The organism is Desulfocicer vacuolatum DSM 3385 (genome assembly GCF_900176365.1).
In the GTDB taxonomy this organism is placed as follows: domain Bacteria; phylum Desulfobacterota; class Desulfobacteria; order Desulfobacterales; family Desulfobacteraceae; genus Desulfocicer; species Desulfocicer vacuolatum.
This window is the reverse complement of record NZ_FWXY01000013.1, coordinates 1-18,097: the sequence shown is the minus strand read 5'-3', so window position 1 is coordinate 18,097 and position 18,097 is coordinate 1. Positions and strand designations below refer to the sequence as shown.

Annotated in this window: 15 protein-coding genes; 1 reads left to right on the top strand and 14 read right to left on the bottom strand. The window is 45.0% G+C overall.

Going from position 1 to position 18,097, the window contains the following annotated elements; genetic code table 11:
* Positions 1-45 precede the first annotated feature (45 nt).
* The 13 genes from B9A32_RS12415 to B9A32_RS12355 all read right to left on the bottom strand — a co-directional run bounded on the left by B9A32_RS12415 (position 46) and on the right by B9A32_RS12355 (position 15,765).
* The gene (locus tag B9A32_RS12415) at positions 46-270 is read right to left on the bottom strand and encodes a helix-turn-helix domain-containing protein (RefSeq protein WP_232367144.1); all 225 of its coding nucleotides are present in this window, start codon (positions 268-270) and stop codon (positions 46-48) included.
* A gap of 179 nt (positions 271-449) precedes the next feature.
* Positions 450-3,143: a P-loop ATPase, Sll1717 family gene (locus B9A32_RS12410; protein ID WP_084069769.1), complete on the bottom strand. Its 2,694-nt coding sequence runs from the start codon at positions 3,141-3,143 to the stop codon at positions 450-452.
* Positions 3,140-3,574 carry a M14 family metallopeptidase gene (locus B9A32_RS12405; RefSeq protein WP_084069768.1) on the bottom strand — a complete coding sequence of 145 codons (435 nt, stop codon included), beginning with the start codon at positions 3,572-3,574 and terminating at the stop codon, positions 3,140-3,142. Before B9A32_RS12405 ends, B9A32_RS12410 begins: the two co-directional genes overlap by 4 nt.
* Before the next feature lie 432 nt (positions 3,575-4,006).
* Positions 4,007-5,869: a bifunctional acetyl-CoA hydrolase/transferase family protein/GNAT family N-acetyltransferase gene (locus B9A32_RS12400; protein ID WP_084069767.1), complete on the bottom strand. Its 1,863-nt coding sequence runs from the start codon at positions 5,867-5,869 to the stop codon at positions 4,007-4,009.
* 232 nt (positions 5,870-6,101) lie between these two features.
* Positions 6,102-7,403, bottom strand: a complete 1,302-nt coding sequence (locus tag B9A32_RS12395) for a TRAP transporter large permease (RefSeq protein ID WP_084069766.1) — start codon at positions 7,401-7,403, stop codon at positions 6,102-6,104.
* Positions 7,404-7,485: 82 nt separating this feature from the next.
* Entirely contained in the window at positions 7,486-8,028 is a 543-nt protein-coding gene (locus tag B9A32_RS12390) for a TRAP transporter small permease (protein WP_232367153.1), read from the bottom strand.
* Entirely contained in the window at positions 8,012-9,052 is a 1,041-nt protein-coding gene (locus B9A32_RS12385; protein ID WP_084069764.1) for a TRAP transporter substrate-binding protein, read from the bottom strand. Before B9A32_RS12385 ends, B9A32_RS12390 begins: the two co-directional genes overlap by 17 nt.
* Complete coding sequence (locus tag B9A32_RS12380) at positions 9,049-10,290, bottom strand: DEAD/DEAH box helicase (RefSeq protein ID WP_084069763.1); 1,242 nt, start codon at positions 10,288-10,290, stop codon at positions 9,049-9,051. Before B9A32_RS12380 ends, B9A32_RS12385 begins: the two co-directional genes overlap by 4 nt.
* Positions 10,291-10,388: 98 nt before the next feature.
* Positions 10,389-11,111, bottom strand: coding sequence for an ABC transporter ATP-binding protein (locus B9A32_RS12375; protein WP_084069867.1), 723 nt, complete (start codon positions 11,109-11,111; stop codon positions 10,389-10,391).
* An 8-nt stretch (positions 11,112-11,119) separates the two neighbouring features.
* Positions 11,120-12,343, bottom strand: a complete 1,224-nt coding sequence (locus tag B9A32_RS12370; RefSeq protein WP_084069762.1) for an ABC transporter permease subunit — start codon at positions 12,341-12,343, stop codon at positions 11,120-11,122.
* Positions 12,327-13,238, bottom strand: coding sequence for a branched-chain amino acid ABC transporter permease (locus B9A32_RS12365; protein WP_084069761.1), 912 nt, complete (start codon positions 13,236-13,238; stop codon positions 12,327-12,329). The genes B9A32_RS12370 and B9A32_RS12365 overlap by 17 nt, the downstream gene beginning before the upstream one ends.
* Positions 13,239-13,430: 192 nt before the next feature.
* Complete coding sequence (locus B9A32_RS12360) at positions 13,431-14,567, bottom strand: branched-chain amino acid ABC transporter substrate-binding protein (protein ID WP_084069760.1); 1,137 nt, start codon at positions 14,565-14,567, stop codon at positions 13,431-13,433.
* Positions 14,568-14,994: 427 nt separating this feature from the next.
* Entirely contained in the window at positions 14,995-15,765 is a 771-nt protein-coding gene (locus B9A32_RS12355) for an ABC transporter ATP-binding protein (protein WP_084069759.1), read from the bottom strand.
* Positions 15,766-16,772: 1,007 nt separating this feature from the next.
* Between B9A32_RS12355 and B9A32_RS12350 the strand changes: the two genes are divergently transcribed.
* On the top strand, positions 16,773-17,414 hold the full coding sequence (locus tag B9A32_RS12350; protein WP_084069758.1) for a GntR family transcriptional regulator: 642 nt from the start codon (positions 16,773-16,775) through the stop codon (positions 17,412-17,414).
* A 123-nt stretch (positions 17,415-17,537) separates the two neighbouring features.
* Here B9A32_RS12350 and B9A32_RS12345 read toward each other — a convergent pair.
* Positions 17,538-18,097: transposase (locus B9A32_RS12345; RefSeq protein WP_232367020.1), on the bottom strand; the 560-nt coding region annotated here is incomplete at its 5' end.

The window sequence follows — 18,097 nt, the reverse complement described above, 5'->3', positions numbered from 1 at the left end:
GGATCAGACCATTTAAATCAATATGGACCAAAATTGTTTTTGACATCAGGTACTTCTTTTTTTATCCCGGACTCTTTTGGGCATATTTTCATCGTCCAGCATACGGCCCATGGTATCATTTTCAATGGATGCCAATTTCATCCACTCCACCCCAAGACCCAATCCGAAAATAACAGCCGCATATTTACCCATTCCGACCCCGGGATGTCCCTTTTGAATTTTGGACAATGTCTCAAGACTGATGCCGGCCCTGTCCGCCAAAACGCTCATTTTAAGGCCTCTTCTTAAGCGGGCTCTCCTGATATCATCCCCCAATTTTTTTAACCCTGACCGGACCGGCAAAGGTAATTGTCTTTTCATTTTAAACACCATAATATTAGTTTTTAATAGTGCTAAAACCTAATAATATAAGTTTTAAATTCATTTTTCACAACAAATAAAATGAAATTCTATGAAAGTAGGCCTTTTCCCACTGCCTTGCGTTTAATGCTCAATACTTTGGGCCGAGCCCCGCTTTTAAATTTAAATCCCAGGCCAAGGCGGTAAATCTCGGGAATATAAAACCGAAATTCCTCACCGGAATCACTGATATCTTCGTAAACAACACCCAGCTTTTTCAATTCTCTGCTGTCCTCAGGGAGCAATGATTTAGAAAAAGGAATGACAAGCTCCTCTTTTTGGGATTCCAGAGACTCGGTCCACTTCCGGAACACTTTTGATTCTTGTTTCAATTCTTTAACACGATCCGTACTGCACCCATTGATGGCCTTTCGTATTGCAGCAGGGGGAAGCAATCGACCTTTCCATTGGCCCGTTGCAAGTATTTCAGATTCTTTTGCTGCTTCTGCAAGAAAACGAACCACATCCCTGGCCTGGAGGTACCCTTTAAAATCGGATAAAGCCCCATATACCCAGTTAATGGTATAAGCTTCTTTGGACTTGTCCTGCCCCAGTTTGAGACCCCAGAGTTTTTTCAGTTGCCGGTTCAACTGTTCTTTGCCCATGGCAGACGGGTCCAGCGCCCTCTCTGTTTCAAGGGCTCCTGAAGTTATAGCAAGCCAGAACACCAGACGTAAAAAAGCGGTTTCATCCCATAAAAGCTTATAATTTTCATATTTCTTTTCAAGCTGACCGCTGTTCTGTCTTTTGGCACTGTCAAGATAATCCTGACGCAGGAAAATGATCAAGCCCATATGACGCTCCCGTATTTCGCTGAGCCGGCCTGGAATATTGAGCAATGCGGAAATGGCATTTTGCTGTTTTTCACTTGAATGAATATCCGGAAAAAAATTCTCCAATCCGTCAATGAGGAGAACAAGAGGCTTATCTTTCAAGGTCTCATTCAGTTGTCTGAAGCTCGTTATATTATCATTGTTCCCGGATACTGCCTGAATGATCTTTTTTCCCCAGAAATCTTTCCACTCAGATTCAGAATGTTCCTCATCCCGAAACCGTTCTATGCTTGTTGTAAAGTCATCATAATCAAAGGCGTCAAACAAGGGCAGGCCTGATTTCAGTTGCTGTATAATATCGGATTCCCCATCAATTTCACTGGATCGCAATATTGGAAAAAAATCTGCGTTGATCTCAACCTTATCGGGTTCAATGCTGTCGCAAAATTTTTTATAGGCCATTAACTGTGTCATGCGCATAAAATGGAAAGTTTTTCCGGCACCTTTCGTGCCCAGAGACACGACCAAAGGCAGGGTCCGAAAATATTGCCTTGGGAACTCTTTAAAAAAACCGGTTTTTAAAAAACTGCCCGATTGAACATTTTCAGCAAAAACATGGTTTGAGCAAAAATCTTTCAATTTTTTCAACTGCTCATCATGATCCCCGCCACCAGGCAAGCTGTCCTCATCCTCAGATTCTTCAAGGCCTTCAAAATAATCCGTAAATGTTTGAATTAAAGAACCGCCGTTCTGCCAGACATCTTCCCATGATCTAACTCCGAGCAATTCACTCTTGAATGGGGTTTGCTTTATTGCAATTGGATCTGATAATAACTCCCCTTCCGTATCCGGATCGGTTCCAGCCGCATTTTCAATACCGAAAATCGTTTTGTCAAACCGGGCTTTGGCCTCTATTAAACGTTTATCATCCTGATCCGGCGATACCATGGAAATAAGAATTTCAGGTAGCAATGTTTTTTTAACTTTATTTTCCGTCATATTTATTTTTGCCATTTCTTTCAAAATGAGTTCCGTTCCTGAAATGGACTGTTCCGATAATGTTGTGACAAGAAAACGGTCAATATACGGATCAAGAAGAAAGGGTGCACTCAGTTCACTGATTCCGGCACGCAGGTCAATGAACACATAATCGGCATTGATCTCGCCGGCAAGCCTGTCAATGCACTCCCTGAGTTTCCATGGGCGGTCATGGTGTGAAAGATGTTCGGGCTTGACGTTGATATGGAACAGGTCCGCAGGGTCGCTGAACGCCGGCAAAACATATAGTTTGGTAGTTTCAACAACCTGCTCGAACCGTTGAATTTCTTCGGCAAAATACTGGGTTATGGCCTCCATGGTGTAATCGGTATCCGGGTCAGCATATTGGACAGCATCCAGAAACTGTGTAAATCCAATGTTGGCAGTTCCACCGACTTTATTTTTTTCCCAGAAGGTAATGCCCGGTGCTTCAAGATCCCCGTCAATGATCAACACCTTTTTTTCCATTCCTTTTTTTTTAACTACATCGCTCAGGGATTTGATCATTGCCGCAAGGTGAAGCGTTCTTCCCACGCCGCCTTTAAAGGAATGGAATGCAATGATTTTATGCCGAGGTTTAGGAGTTTGCTTTAATGCATCATCGGAAAGAAACACCTTTGAAAAATAAAGTTGATCAAATCTTGGTCTTTCTGCAAGCCCCATACGGCCTTCAGAATTCGTTTCAATGGAAATCTCCATACTTGAACGGGCAATATCCAGATAGATTCTTTGATCTTCAGCAGCATAAGTGTCCGGATTTGGAAACCATTTTTCAAAGGCCGCCTTTACGGTATCAGCATTTTCTTCTTTCTGTTCAACGATAATTTCATCCGGATAAAAATGAAGATTTTTAATCCCTTGGGGCAAAATTCTGAAGTTATCGGTTTCTTTTCTGATTTTATTCTTAATATCCAGCCAGCTGATATATTTCATGATTCCAACTCCTCCTGCAACCAGGAATCTATTTTTTGTAATTTGGCGTTGAGTGTTTCTTTGTCAATGGAATCGACAAAGGTTCCCCCGTATCTCAGGGCTTGGTGCAAATCTGCCAGTGATACAGTTTCAGGTTTCCGGGATCGGTTTAGAAATTTAAAATTTTCAGGAAGCGGTCTGGGACCAGGATAAGAGGCATTAATTAAAAGCATCCTCAGATTATGGGTTAAATTTTCTGACTCCTCTTTATCTTTTGAGAGTTTATATGTGTCAGTTATATGCTTTTTTTTTAGCAATAGAGCTTTTACACCGGACTCAATGGCATAGATAAACAATAATAGTTTAGCATTTGAGCCGGGAGTATTCTTTTCACACTCCTGTCTCAGGTGGCGATAGGATTTATCCAATTTTTTCTGGCTGACATGAATCATGATTTCTTTCCAGGGGTGCCAACAGTTATTATTTCCGGCATCTCTTTTTTAAAATCCATTGTACACCATTTTACATTATTGGGCTTGGTCATAACGTGGGCCATTTTGCAAAAAAGCCTTAACGATAAAAAAATAACACCTTTAATTGCAGCATCTTATGGCTAATAAAATTTAATCTCACGTATAGTGCCCCAGCTTATGATCACCCCCGAATCGGACAATTGAGCCGTATGCGGTTCCGGCCGGGAGCATTCACCGTCGGGGGGGGCGGCATGATACCATTTTTTATATTCGTTGTTTTCGTCAGAACATGACCGTTATAAACCGCCACGGGCGGATTTTATTATGAGCCCGTCGGTTCGCCGGTTATGACAAACGGCCACATCAAGACCAACCCCATGGAATACATTAAGGATTTAATAATCAAACAGATCACTCAAAAAGACATTGCAGCAAAATATCCTCATCCAGTTCAGAAGTAACTTTGTAGGGCAAAGTTTTAAATAATTTCACCATTTTGGTATTTCCGGGAGAGGTGACGGCAAAAAGCCCTTTTATGCCAAGATCCCGGGCGGCCTCGGCAAGTTTTCGAATTAAAATGCGGCCAAGCCCCATGCTCTGGTGATCTTTGCTCACGGAAAACGCCACCTCTGCCATGTTGGTGGAAGGTTCCAGATAATAACTGCCAATACCCACAACCGTATCAAAACCGGCCTCCCCCACCAGGGCAATGATGGTGAGGTTTCGCTTGTAATCAATGTGGCTCATCACCTCCACATCATCCCTTAAAAAATGGGTCCTTTCATTGAAAAACCGGGAGACCACATCTTTTTTATCAAGATGATAAAAGTGCTCCTGGATTCTTCTTTCATCCACCAGTTTTGCCGGCCGAAAGGTCACAGAGTGATCTTTGATGGTCAATACCTCTTCAAGCTTAACCGGATAGATACCGTACACAGACTCACCAAGGTGCCGATCCTGCCCAATCATGCCAAGCTCTTTTGCGCTGTTTAACAAATCATCCCGGAATTTCGGATGGGCAATGCTGATAAGTGCCAGGGCTCTTTCCTGGGTGCTTTTTCCAAAAAGATTCACAGCCCCATACTCTGTTACCACATATCTGACATCCTCCCTGGGAACGGTGATCACCGTATTATTCATAAAGGGAACAATGCGGCTTTCACTGCCGTCATCTGTGGTGGAGTTGACCATGATAATGGATTTACCCCCCTTGGACCGGTTGGCCCCCCGGATAAAATCAGAAATACCGGACACCCCGGCAAAATGGGTATGTTCCTGGGCTTCACAGCTCACCTGGCCTGCCAGATCCACCCCCACGGCCACATTCATTGAAACCATTTTATTATGCCTTGCAATCACCTCAATATCATTAACATCCTCCGATGACATGAACTCAACGGCAGGGTTGAGATGAAGAAATTCATAAAGCGCATGGCTTCCCACGGAGCAGCTGGCCACAAGTTTGCCGTTTTTGTATCCTTTTTTATGGTTGTTCACCACCCCCATGGCATAAAGATGCATGATATCATCGGTGAGAAACTGGGAATGAATTCCCAGATCTTTTTTATTGGAAAGGGCCTGGGTGGTTGCCTGGGAGGCGGCATCAAGGCCAATCTGCAATGTGGAGCCGTCTTCAATGAGCCGGGCAATGTTCTGGCCAATGCTCAATGCCACCTCAGAAGGGGGTGAGGAAGAGACTGCCATGAGATCTTCGTCGTAGGGCACGATGGCATCCACATCATTGACATGAATAAAACTTTCACCCAATACCATGGGCATTTTGGCGTTCACCTGGACAATGACCACATCGGCTGCCATGGCCGCAGCCAGGGTGACATCCACGGACACCCCAAGACTCATCCATCCAAAATCATCCGGACGACTTACCTGGATCAATGCCACATCAATGGGGATTCTACGGCTGGAAAAAAGTTCCGGTATGGCCGCCATGTTCACCGGGGTATAAAAACGCTTATTTTGTGCCAATGCCTCGCACTTGGCAGATCCCAGATAAATGGAACGGATATTCATGTTCTTATCCAGTGTTTCATCGGCAATGCGGGTAAGGGGGGTAATCTCCCGGGACATGAGCCGAATGATATCCACATCGGTGAGTCGTCGATGGGCATCGGCAAGGCCTTTGACAAGGGCCTGGGGCTCTCCACAGTATGAACCGATGAATACCCGGTGCCCTGATTTGATCATCCCGATGGCCTGTTCAACGGTTCTTTTTTTTGTGACAATATCATCCGCCCAATAGCTGGTGTTTGGCATGAAAAGCTCCTTAGTTCGAGGAATATTAAAAAAATAGATATTCAATTTTCGGATTCAGAACTCAAAATCATGAACGTAACTTTATGACAACAGATAAAACGAGTTTATAACCGCCACGGATGGAGCGTATTCTGACCTTGTCCACCCGGAACAAATCTTAAAAAAATTTTGAAAAACAGATGGCAGGTCATTGGGGGGGAAGGCCATAGAACACGCCTTGCCCCTGTCTTTCTCACCCCATAATGCCGGATAAAAACAATGCAATGGGAGGAAAAACAGTAACCAGCGTCACCACCACTGCAATGGCCAGGAGAAAGGGAACAGTCCCTTTAAAAACAACCTCCATGGGAACATCTGCCACCCCGGCGATTACAAATATATTCAATCCCAGTGGAGGGGTGATCAAACCTGCCTCCATCATGAGAACCGATATCACACCAAACCAGATGGGATTAAACCCCAGGGCCACGATGGTGGGAAAAATCACCGGCAGGGTAAGCACCATCATGGCAGTGGCATCCAAAAAACACCCAAGTAACAGATAGATCAACAAAATAATGGTTAAAATTAAATAACGGGACAAAGAGATATTTGAAAGCCACACGGAAAGATCCATGGGGATCATGGTCAGGGCCATGAAATAGGTAAAGACATAGGCACCGGCAAGGATCATGAAAATCATCACAGACACTTTTGTGGTGGTGGTCATGGCAGTCACAAGGGATTTCCATGTCAATTTTCTTCGGAGCAGGGTCACCACAAATAGAAAAAAGGCCCCCAGGGCACCGGCTTCGGTGGGGGTAAACATCCCAAGATAAATGCCCCCCATGACAAGAAAAAAAACCACAATCAGCTCCCACACCTTTAAAAGTGAGGCCATTTTATCCCGGAACAAAACACCTTGGGAATTTTTGGGGGCCGCTGCCGGAGAGACGCCAACCCAGACAACAATGATGGCAACATAGGTCAAGGCCAGAAGAAACCCCGGCACAACCCCTGAAATAAGAAGTTTTCCAATGGATTGTTCCGTTAAGATACCATACACCACAAACCCGATGCTGGGGGGAATTAAAAACCCAAGGGTTCCCCCGGCAGCCACACTTCCCGTGGCAAGGTGTATGTCGTAATTATATTTTTTCATTTCAGGAAGGGCCACCCGTCCCAGGGTGGCGGCCGTGGCCACAGATGATCCGCAGATCGCAGCAAACCCGGAACAGGCACCAATGGTGGCAATGGCAAGTCCTCCGGGCAATCTTCGAAGCCACTTGTCAGCCACATCATAGATTCCCCGGCTCAGACCGGACACCGTGGCAAGTTCCCCCATGATCACAAACAAAGGAATCACGGTGAATGAGTATGTGGTAAAAGTGCCAAAAAAAGATCTTACCATGGCAGGCAGGGCAACGGAAATATCCGTTAAAAAACTGATCCCCCAAAAACCCACAAAGGCCAGGGAAAACCCAATGGGCATGCCCAGAAGCAACAAACAAAACAATACAACAATTCCAATCAATCCAACGGTCTGAGGATCCATTCCAGCTTAAACTTACCCTTTTATTTTTAAGCGAAAAGTTCCCTCCCAAAATCTGTGATCCGGGAGATGAACCATCACAACATCATTGAAGCGTTATCTCTTTTCCCCTGACAGCACTGACAAAAGAAACAATCATGTCCACCATAATTTCCAGGGCCAGCAGAAAAGCCCCCGCACATAGCAATACATACAAGGGATACACAGGAATGGCCAGGGTGTCTGTGGTGGTGCCGCTGTGGAACTCCTCCAGCACCATGACCCCGGCATACCATGCCAGCATGGAAATAATCTGAAAGGCCAAAAAATCAGTAAAGGCCGTTAAAAATAAAACAATGCGCCGGGGAAGCTTATCAATGAGCAGGGTCACTCGAACATTGGCACCACTTTCATGGGTATATGCAATGCCAAGGATGCCAAAAACGGCCAGCATGAACTCACTGAGCTCAATGGTCCCGGGAACAGGGGACGACATGAAATGACGACCGGCCACATCCAGAGTGGTCAGGCACATCATGACCAGAACCCATCCCATGCCAAGTGCCAAGGCCCAGCGATTCAGCTGACGGGTGACGGTTTTACACCTGGACAGAAATAATTCCAGGCCGAAATCAGTAGGGGCAGGCATCAAAATGAACATCCACCTTTTCAAGTTCATCCTTAAACATGGTCAACGCTTTTTTTGCAGGCAGTCCCTTTGTTTCCAGTTCCGATGCCCAGTTTGACAGCATGGCACTGAGTTTTGCATCCCACACTTTCTGCTCTTCCGGGGTTAAAGGAACAATATTGATTTTTTCTTTAAATCCGGACATGGTATTTTCATACCAGTGCTCATCAAAGATACCGGCAACGGCATAGGCGTTGCGGCCCACATCTTCAATGATCTCCTTTAAATCATCAGGCACCCTTTTCCAGAATCGTTTATTCACAAAAAGACCTTCAGACACACATCCAAAGGAGGTGGGAACCCCGAATTCTGCCACTTCATAAAGTTTAAATGCCTTAACAAGGGCAGGACAGGTGACCACCCCGTCAATGACACCGGTCTCCATGGAAAGATACACATCCCCCAACGGCATGAATATGGGGGTGGCACCCAGGGCTTCAATGGCTTTGGTCTGCAGCCCCCCGGGACTTCTTATTTTCATACCCTTTAAATCTTCAAGGCTTGTCACCTTTCGGGTGGTCCACAGATGGGCCATGACACAATTATTAATGTGAAGCACTTTCACATCCTTGAACTCACTGTGCAGCAGTTTATCATGCATGGCCATGCCTGCTTCCACCCCTTTCCATTTTGCCGGGCACACAATGGGGGAAGAGAGCACGTCAGTTAAAGGAAAGCGACCCGGGGTCCAGCTCAGGGTGGCATACCCCATGTCAGACAGCCCTGTTTTTACAATATCATAATGTTGGGGTCCTTTGCCCAGTGCCCCCCCTGCGTACATGGTGTAAGTAATGCGGCCGTCACTTCTTTTTTTCATCTCTTCGAGCATGGGTATCCACAACTTCTGCACATCAGCACCTGCAGGTACATGCCAAGTGCTGAAACGAATATTGATTTTTCCATCCCCCGCCTTAGTGTCCGGCACCAAGAACAATACCCCTGTCAAGAGCAACGCCATGATGATAAAAACAATCTTTTTGATCATTTTCGATTTTTCCTTTTTTTCTTTTTATTTTTCAGAAATGATTCATTCTCTTCAATCATTTCTTGAATATCCATTGTTTCCAGGGGCTTTTCAATCACCGTTTCATACTCTCTTCGGGTGAGATGAAATACCTCAATTTTTTTCTGCAAAAATCCTTCTATTTCGGTAAGGCGTTGTTTTTCCCCTTCACTGCAAAAGGAAAGTGCCGTGCCCTTTTGCACCCCCCGGCCGGTTCTTCCCACCCGATGGACATAATTTTCATTTTTTTCAGGCATATCATAATTAATCACATAATCCACATCCGGCACATCAATGCCCCGGGCAGAGACATCCGTTGCAATGAGAACATTAAATTCACCTTTTTTAAATCGGTCCATGGCCTGGGTGCGCAGGGCCTGTTCCCGGCCCCCATGGATATTGCAGGAAACAATGTTCTCCCGGGCCAGGGCCTTTTCCACCCGCTCTGCCCGGACACGGGTTCTCACAAACACAATGATTCGACTCTGGGAATGCTGTTTGATAAAACCGGCAAGGAAAAATCGCTTGTCATCCATCTCTACAAACACCACGCCATGGGTGACATTCTTTGACACAGGATCTTCCGGGGAAATTTCAATGCGAATGGCAGAGGTTCTCACCTGGGAATAGGCAAGTTTTTTAATTTCTTTGTTGATGGTGGCGGAAAAGAAAAGGGTCTGGTGTTTTTTGGTGAGCATTTTTTTCACAGAGCGGATATCCTGGATAAATCCCAGGTCCAGCATGTGATCCGCCTCGTCCAGCACCAGGGTCTGGATGTTTGAAAGGCGAATATATCCCTGATGGATGAGATCAAACATGCGACCCGGGGTGGCAATGAGAATATCAATACCGTCCTGGAGTTTTTTGATCTGGGCATCCTGCTCCACACCGCCAAACAAAGCAAAGGCTTTTACCTTTGTATGTCTGGCAATGTCATTGAATACATCTCCGATCTGCAATGCAAGCTCCCGGGTGGGCACCATTACAATGCATTTTATTCCAAGGGAGCGTTTACTGGATTTTCTTTTATGAATACCGTCAATGATGGGAATGGCAAAGGCTGCTGTTTTACCGGTGCCTGTCTGGGCGATGGCCAGGACATCTTCCCCCCTTAAAATGGCAGGTATGGATTTAAACTGAATATCTGTGGGACGTTTAAATCCTAAGACGGCAAGATTGTCTTTAATGGCACTTGATATGTGATACTTTTCGAACTTCATATTACCTCAATGGGTTTTGGGTCAATCACTGCGTATGAAGTTCTAAAGTACCTTTAAATTTCCAAAAAAACAACCGATTTCAATCCTAACCCATAATTCTACTCCCCGAGATAGGCTTTTCGAATTTCCGGATTGTGCAAAAGGGCATCGGCTTTATCTTCCAGGGTAATTTCACCGGTTTCCAATACATATCCCCGGGTGGCAGCCTGGAGGGCCAGGTTGGCATTTTGCTCCACCAACAAAATGGTGGTGCCGTTTTTTTCATTGATATCTTTAATGATATCAAAAATCTGCTGAATAATGATGGGGGCAAGCCCCAGGGAGGGTTCATCCAGCAGCAGAACCTTGGGCTGGGTCATCAATGCCCTTGCAATGGCAAGCATCTGCTGTTCTCCACCGGAAAGGGTTCCCCCGTGCTGTTTACATCGCTCCCCCAGAATGGGGAAAAGTGAGTACATATACTCAATGTCCTTATTAATCCCTTCCTGGTCTTTTCGGTGAAAGGCCCCCAGGATCAAATTTTCTTCCACAGAGAGCCGGGGAAATATACGCCGCCCCTCGGGTACCTGGCACAACCCCTTTATGGGCAGCTTTTCCGGGGAAACCTTATTAATCTTTTTGCCATCATACAGCACCTCCCCTTTTTCTGCTGCAATAATGCCGCATATGGTCATAAGAGTGGTGGATTTACCGGCACCATTGGCACCGATGATGGCAACCACCTCACCCGGATATACCTTAAGTGATACCCCTTTGAGCGCTTTAATGGTTCCGTAACCGGAATGAACATTTCTTAATTCAAGGATGGGTTCAGCCGACATATTTTGCATCACTCCTTCTCTTCAGATCTTTTTCCAACGCGTTGGGCAGGGATCAGTCCAGCGGGCCTGAACAGCATCATTATAATCATGGTGGCACCAAAAATAAGCATTCGATAGGATTCAAAATCCCGCAGCACCTCGGGAAGTGCAATCAGAGCAACCACCCCCAGCATAATTCCGGGAATGGAACCCATCCCACCGAGCACCACCATGCACAACACCATGGCAGATTCAAGGAAAGTAAAGCTCTCCGGGCTGACAAATCGCATTCTGGCGGCAAAAAAAGCACCGGCAAGACCGGCAAAAAAAGCGCCCATGGCATAGGCCAGCAGTTTATAAATAAAAGTGTTAACCCCCATGAGTTCTGCTGCGGTTTCATCCTCTCTGATGGATTCCCAGGCCCTGCCGATTCTGGAATAATTCAACCGATGTACGCCAATAATAACCAAAATAGCCAGAGCCAGTGCAAAATAGTAAAAAAACTGGAGTTTTTTCACCCAGAAAATCTCAAAGGAGAATCCATTTTCAAACACCGGAATTAAAATGGACACCGGCTTAACTCCCAGAATACCGTTGGGACCATTGGTCAATTCCATCCAGTTGTTGAGAACAATGCGCACAATTTCGCCAAATCCCAATGTAACGATGGCAAGATAATCCCCGCGCATCCTCAAAGTGGGATATCCAACAATACAACCGGCAATGGTGGCAAAGACAGCAGCCAGGGGCAGACAGAACCAGAATCCCACACCATAGGTAACGTTGAGCACCGCATAGGTATAGGCTCCCACACCATAAAATGCGATATAGCCCAGATCCAGCATACCGGCAAGGCCCACCACCACGTTAAGCCCCAGCCCCAGACAGATATAAAGAAGCACATTAATGGCCACATCCGTGGCATACCGACCGGTGATCTGGGGATAAATAACGGCCAGGACAAAGATAACAACAAACCACACCCACCTGGGAAAGGGCTTCACAAAAAGAGATATGCTCTTTTTAACACCGTCAACGGGGGTTGTGATGAACCGAAGCTGTCCCCCCTGGTTGGCCACATAAACAAACAGGCACACCAGGGTTCCTGCCAGAATATAGAGCCACACGGTGAAGGTTTTTTGAAAGGTAAGAGTTCCGTCCGGGTGTATTCCCAATAAAGGCCATAAGAGCCCCAGCAGCCAAAGCATGCCAATGGCATACTGTTTCCAGATTTTTTTAAACTCTTGTATCATCGATATTCTCGCCCATAATTCCAGTCGGTTTAAAATAGAGAACCGCAATCAAAATAATAAATGCAAATACATCCTTATACTCTCCAGAAAGATACCCGGCACCAAAAATTTCCACCATGCCGATGATCAGGCCCCCCACCATGGCACCGGTGATATTACCGATTCCCCCCAGTACGGCGGCGGCAAAGGCCTTAATACCCGGCACAAACCCCATATCATACCGCACAGAACCATAATAAAGCCCCACCATGATACCTGCCGCTGCCGCAAGTCCGGCACCAATGGCAAAGGTAAGAGATATGATCCGGTTACTGCTGATGGAGACCAGGGCAGACATGGTTTTGTCCTGGGCCGTGGCCCGCATGGCCATACCGATTTTGGTCTTAAACACCAGAATATTGAGTCCCACCAATAACGCCCCGGTGAGGCATACAATGAGCATTTGCAGATAGCTGACGGTTACCAGACCAAAACTGAGCCCCCCCTGGAACAGCTCACTGGGATAAGCCTTGTCATATACTCCCTGGGTGAGCATGAGCCCGTTGGATAAAAAAATTGACATACCAAGGGCTGACAGCAACGCAGCAAGACGCGATTCTTTTCGCAGGGGTTTGTAAGCAATTTTTTCCACACCAATGGCCAGATAGGCACAAAATGCCATGGACAGGGCAAAGGAAGCAGTGAGACAAAAAACAGGATGGGTTTCCATGTAACCGAGACCTGCAAAATAACTCAAAACAATGACACCCATGTAGCCACCTGCGGCAAAAAATTCACCATGGGCAAAGTTAATGAGCTGGATGACACCGTAAACCATGGTGTAACCCAGTGCAATCAGGGCATATACACCACCCAGGGTGAGTCCGTTGATCAATTGCTGAATAAAATATTCCATAGTATTTACTTTTTATCATCTAACTGCCACGGACAGACCTCGTATTGCACCCGGGTTTATCCACAACAAAGCTTGAAAATCCCCCCGAAGAATCTTTTCCGGTGAGAAAAAGATCTCCGGGGACGGCATCCTATCATTGTGCCGGATATGCCCACCCCTGCACTGCCGGTGGACATATCAATGGAAAATCCGTTACTTTAACAATCCTTTTTCAGGATCCCAGTAGGGAACAAATTTGCCGTCAATGATCTTAAATGCAATGTAGGATGATCCGGTATCACCATTGGCTTTAAATTTTACGTGTTTGGAAACACCGGCAAATTCCATTTTCATTAATTCTGCTTTTATTTTAGCAGGATCTGTGGATCCGGCAGCTTTAATGGCTTTTAACAGTGCTGTGGCAGAATCGTAGGCATAGGTGGCATAGGCGGCAATGGCCCCGTATTTGGGAACATATCTTTTTTCAAATGCTTTATATTCCGGGGTGGTGGGGTCTGTGAAACCATAGGTAAGGTAAATGCCTTCGGCAGCATCTTTGGCAACTTCCATGAACTTGGGCTGAAACATGGCATCCTGAGTTACGATCTGGGATTTCACTCCCAGGCGTTTGGCCTGGATGGCCATCATGGAACCCGGGGAAAATCCCTGGAGAGACATGTAGAGCACATCTGCATTTGCGGTTTTTGCCATGGTTAAAATGGCAGAGAAATCTTTATCTCCCTGATTCACATGCTCATGGGCCAGAACCTTAATACCCAATTCGTTACAGCTTTTTTTAACTCCGTCAGCAAGGCCCTGGGAGTAAGTGGTTTTATCATCCACAATAAAAATGGACTTGGCCTGAAGAGACTCTTTCATGAACTTTGCTGATGCCGGTGCCTGATCATCATCCCTGCCGCACATCCTGAACATGTATTCAAGGCCTCTGTCTGTCACTTTTTCATTGGTGGAAGCAGGGGTGATCATGGGAATACTTTCTTCATCCAGTGTGGTGGATGCAGGAATAGTTGAAGATGAGCAATAAGCACCGATGACACCTGCCACTTCCAGATTAATCAGTTTGTTGGCAGAGGCAACGGCCTGCCTGGGATCGCATGCTGTATCCTGGGCATGCAGTTCAATTTTATCATAACCGGGGACTCCGCCTGCTTCTTCAAACACCTCAATGGCGGTGAGTACCCCATTTTTAATATCCGTACCATCCGAGGCATAGGGACCGGTCAAAGGACTCATGGAGCCGATGTGAAGGGTTTTGGCAGCAGCCATGGTCACCAGAAAAGGCACAATCATCAATCCCATGATTAACAGTGTAATGCTTTTTTTCCTCATCTTAATTCTCCTTAGGGTTTAGTTGTTCACTCAACTTTCAGCAATTCTGAATTTAATTATGGTTATCAACCGAATTTGCTGATGGGTAAGATGCTTCAATAACATTGGTAATGCCTGTTTATTCAGGATCTCATTCACGAAAGAGAATAACCAGATACTATTAAATCTCAACTTTCGGGCTTCATTTCAAAGCCAGCATTTTTAAATGTACCGATGGGCTCAGTGTGCCGACGGGGTCAGGCTTTTGTTATTGATGTTATCGACCAAGGCCTTTGCCAACGAAAAAAGCCTCGATAATGTCAATAACGAAAGCCTGACCCCACCACGAAATGCCAACACCGAAAGTTGAGTATTAAATGTTAAATCAATAAGGCCTGAGTCCCTTAAAAACATATAACGCGCAATTAATTTTTTCTCAGCAGTGGGTTTAATCGGCAGCGGCAGGTTGCCCCAGGTACGCTTCAATCACATTGGGATCATTCTGGATATCCTGTGATGACCCTTCAGCAATTTTAACGCCATGATCAACGCAAACAATACGATTGCACACCCCCATGACCACCTTCATGTCATGCTCCACAAGGAGTATATCTATGCCAAGATCTGATATGCGTGAAATATCCTTCATTAATTCTGAACTTTCAGAAGGGTTCATTCCGGCAGCAGGTTCATCCAGAAGCAACACCTTGGGTTCCGATGCGATGGCTCTGGCGATTTCAAGTCGTCTCTGTAGCCCATAAGGCAAATTTGACGCCACAGTGTCTGCGAATTTGCCCACCCCCATAAAATCAAGGGCTTCTTGCCCTTTTTCCCGAATAAATCGCTCTTCTTCCTGCTGGGAACGGGTTTTGAATAGCGCACTGACAATCCCCCGTCTGGAACGGCAATGCCTTGCAACCATGGTGTTTTCCACAGCTGTCATATTGGCAAAAAGGCGAATATTCTGAAAAGTTCTTGCCACTCCCTTGGAAAATATTTCATAGGGACGATGCCCCAGAATACTTTCTCCCTGAAACAAGACATCGCCATTGGTCGCCTGATAAACACCTGTTAATACGTTAAAAACTGTTGTTTTTCCTGCACCGTTAGGTCCAATTAACCCCAGCACTTCCCCGGAATTAATGGAAAAACTCAAATTAGAAAGGGCAGACAGCCCACCAAATTTTACGGTGATATTTCTTAATTCCAATTCTGCCATAGTATAAAGCCATTCACCATATAAAGATTAAGCCACAATGCTTGAATCGTGCATTGTGATAAGATTAAAGGACCAGGGGTTGATCCACCGTATAGTCAGATTAAAAATTAAAATGTGTGGCCACTTTTTTTTATAAAAAAGCAATTTTAAATGTCATAATTTCAGACACATACAAAATGGTAGAACCATTTGGGTGTTTTTATAATAGACTTTCATTATTTGTTGTGATGCAGCGCATCATGACCATTATATGAAGAGGCAACCTCCAGGGCAACCTCAGCAGAGCCGCCTCCCCGATGGGTAATAGGAACCGGACAATTGAGCCGTCTACAGTTCCGGTCCGGGTCCATTGCCCATCGGGGGGGGGGGGGGGCGGCGGTATAATACCATTTGGCTCCGCGTCTACGACCCTATATTTGTTGTATCCGCCGGGAGAGGCCCGTTATATTAAAGACTTCGCTGGTCACGAGCGTATGTAAGCTTTGTTGTGGGCGGAACGAGGTCAGAATAAAGATCCGCCCGTGGCGGTGATATAATTATGATGGAATTCATCGCAGCATATCGGTGTTTATCTAACCATTGCGATACATTATAGGCAATAAAAAATACAGTTTTGATATAATGATGATTATTTCCTTCATTGGCAATGCACGACGAAAGGTTGAGCCAACGTTTTTATCAATGTAAGTGGTTACGAAAAAAGTTAAAACGAAATCCGCCCGTTGCGGAGATGAAGCACCTTACATCGCACAGCCCTGACAAAACAAAATAAACGCCAAAAAACCAAACCAAAACTTAAAAACTGAATTGTATATAATAAAATTTTGTATCTGCTTTTTTAAAATGTGTCAATGAAAATTTTCCATACCGCAAGTATTTCAATGTCGTATTTATTTATTGACCACTGAAATTTTAATTTATATACTGAAAAATCAAAATAAAGATTGAAACTCTTATCATTGCAGCAGTCCGGTCAGGGTTTCATACAAAAATCAAGGATATTCTTAATGAACCAAAACATGTATGAAACCATCAAAGAACGAATATTATTTCTGGAATATACCCCGGGATTCATTCTCAACGAAAGTACATTGTGCAAAGAATTCAATGTGAGCAGAACCCCGCTTCGTGAGGTGCTCAATCAACTTAAAAATGAAAATCTGGTTCGAATTTTTCCACGCATGGGAACCATGGTGACTGAGCTGGAATTTCAGCAAATGATGAATGCACTTCAGGTGCGAGGAGAAATTGAAGGGCTCCTGGGTAAACTTGCCGCCGAAGAGATGACCGAAAAGCACCTTGCAGCGCTTAGAAAGATACAAAAAAAGTGTGCCAATCTGGAGAACAATAAAGACAAAAAGAAACTGGTCCGACTGGACACACAATTCAGAAAAATTTTATATTCAGCGTCCAGAAACAGTGTGTTGGAAAATATTGCCCAGTCATTGTATGAGCTGACCCTGAGATTATGGGTGGTCACCATGGATAAGGGAACCTGGAAAGAGGAAGTGCGTTTTATCTCCAGGGAAATGGAGGCATTGATTGCAGCACTGGCCCAGAAAGATCCCATAAAATCTGCAAAACTTAAAAAAAATTTTTTAAGTTTCCACTACGACAGAATCAGTAAAAAATTCATGGGACAAGCCTGATTTTCATATAACCGCCACGGGCGGACCGTATTTTGATCCCGCTCCGCCCACAACAAAGATAGAAATTTTCCACAGATTTGCGGAGTATTTCATATAAAACTGCCATGGGCCAGTGATGTCCGGTTAGGTTTTTGCAGACTTCTTTTTCTTTTTTTTGGTCCTTTTTTTGACAGCCCTATCGCCTGATAAAGGGTATCTGAGCTCATTTTGTATATCATTTCTCAGTTGGCGGATTCTTTTGATGGAAACTTTTTCATTGAATTTATCATGACAATATATGGCCATGAGTAGATATGAAATAAGCCCACCAAGGATTTGTACCATGACTCCATACTCACTGCGAGCAATTAAGTGATACACTTTGAGATGTTTTTTCCACCATTTGAAAAAAGACTCAATGTCCCACCTGAGCTTGTAGATTTTTGCCACTTGCTCGGCAGTCAGATCATGTCGATCAGTTGCCACGTAAAATGTTGAGCCTGCAATTTTATATCCAACGACTCGGACTGGTGTCTCTGATTGATTTACCCCTGGAGTTCCAAGTAGGACTTCTGCATCATAAAAAATATGAGTGTCCTCCGGCACAAAGTTCTGTTTGATGATAGTTCGCGTAGTTTTGATTTTGATTCGGCATACAAAATGTTTTCCCTCAGCCTGTAGCAAATCAAAATCTTTATGGGATT

What these genes read in the sequence shown, in the direction of transcription:
- B9A32_RS12390 (WP_232367153.1), bottom strand. Translation starts at nt 8,028, where the DNA reads ATGCCTGCCCCTACTGATTTCGGCCTGGAATTATTTCTGTCCAGGTGT.
- B9A32_RS12405 (WP_084069768.1), bottom strand. Translation starts at nt 3,574, where the DNA reads ATGATTCATGTCAGCCAGAAAAAATTGGATAAATCCTATCGCCACCTG.
- B9A32_RS12380 (WP_084069763.1), bottom strand. Translation starts at nt 10,290, where the DNA reads ATGAAGTTCGAAAAGTATCACATATCAAGTGCCATTAAAGACAATCTT.
- B9A32_RS12360 (WP_084069760.1), bottom strand. Translation starts at nt 14,567, where the DNA reads ATGAGGAAAAAAAGCATTACACTGTTAATCATGGGATTGATGATTGTG.
- B9A32_RS12385 (WP_084069764.1), bottom strand. Translation starts at nt 9,052, where the DNA reads ATGATCAAAAAGATTGTTTTTATCATCATGGCGTTGCTCTTGACAGGG.
- B9A32_RS12355 (WP_084069759.1), bottom strand. Translation starts at nt 15,765, where the DNA reads ATGGCAGAATTGGAATTAAGAAATATCACCGTAAAATTTGGTGGGCTG.
- B9A32_RS12415 (WP_232367144.1), bottom strand. Translation starts at nt 270, where the DNA reads ATGAGCGTTTTGGCGGACAGGGCCGGCATCAGTCTTGAGACATTGTCC.
- B9A32_RS12375 (WP_084069867.1), bottom strand. Translation starts at nt 11,111, where the DNA reads ATGTCGGCTGAACCCATCCTTGAATTAAGAAATGTTCATTCCGGTTAC.
- B9A32_RS12365 (WP_084069761.1), bottom strand. Translation starts at nt 13,238, where the DNA reads ATGGAATATTTTATTCAGCAATTGATCAACGGACTCACCCTGGGTGGT.
- B9A32_RS12350 (WP_084069758.1), top strand. Translation starts at nt 16,773, where the DNA reads ATGAACCAAAACATGTATGAAACCATCAAAGAACGAATATTATTTCTG.
- B9A32_RS12410 (WP_084069769.1), bottom strand. Translation starts at nt 3,143, where the DNA reads ATGAAATATATCAGCTGGCTGGATATTAAGAATAAAATCAGAAAAGAA.
- B9A32_RS12400 (WP_084069767.1), bottom strand. Translation starts at nt 5,869, where the DNA reads ATGCCAAACACCAGCTATTGGGCGGATGATATTGTCACAAAAAAAAGA.
- B9A32_RS12370 (WP_084069762.1), bottom strand. Translation starts at nt 12,343, where the DNA reads ATGATACAAGAGTTTAAAAAAATCTGGAAACAGTATGCCATTGGCATG.
- B9A32_RS12395 (WP_084069766.1), bottom strand. Translation starts at nt 7,403, where the DNA reads ATGGATCCTCAGACCGTTGGATTGATTGGAATTGTTGTATTGTTTTGT.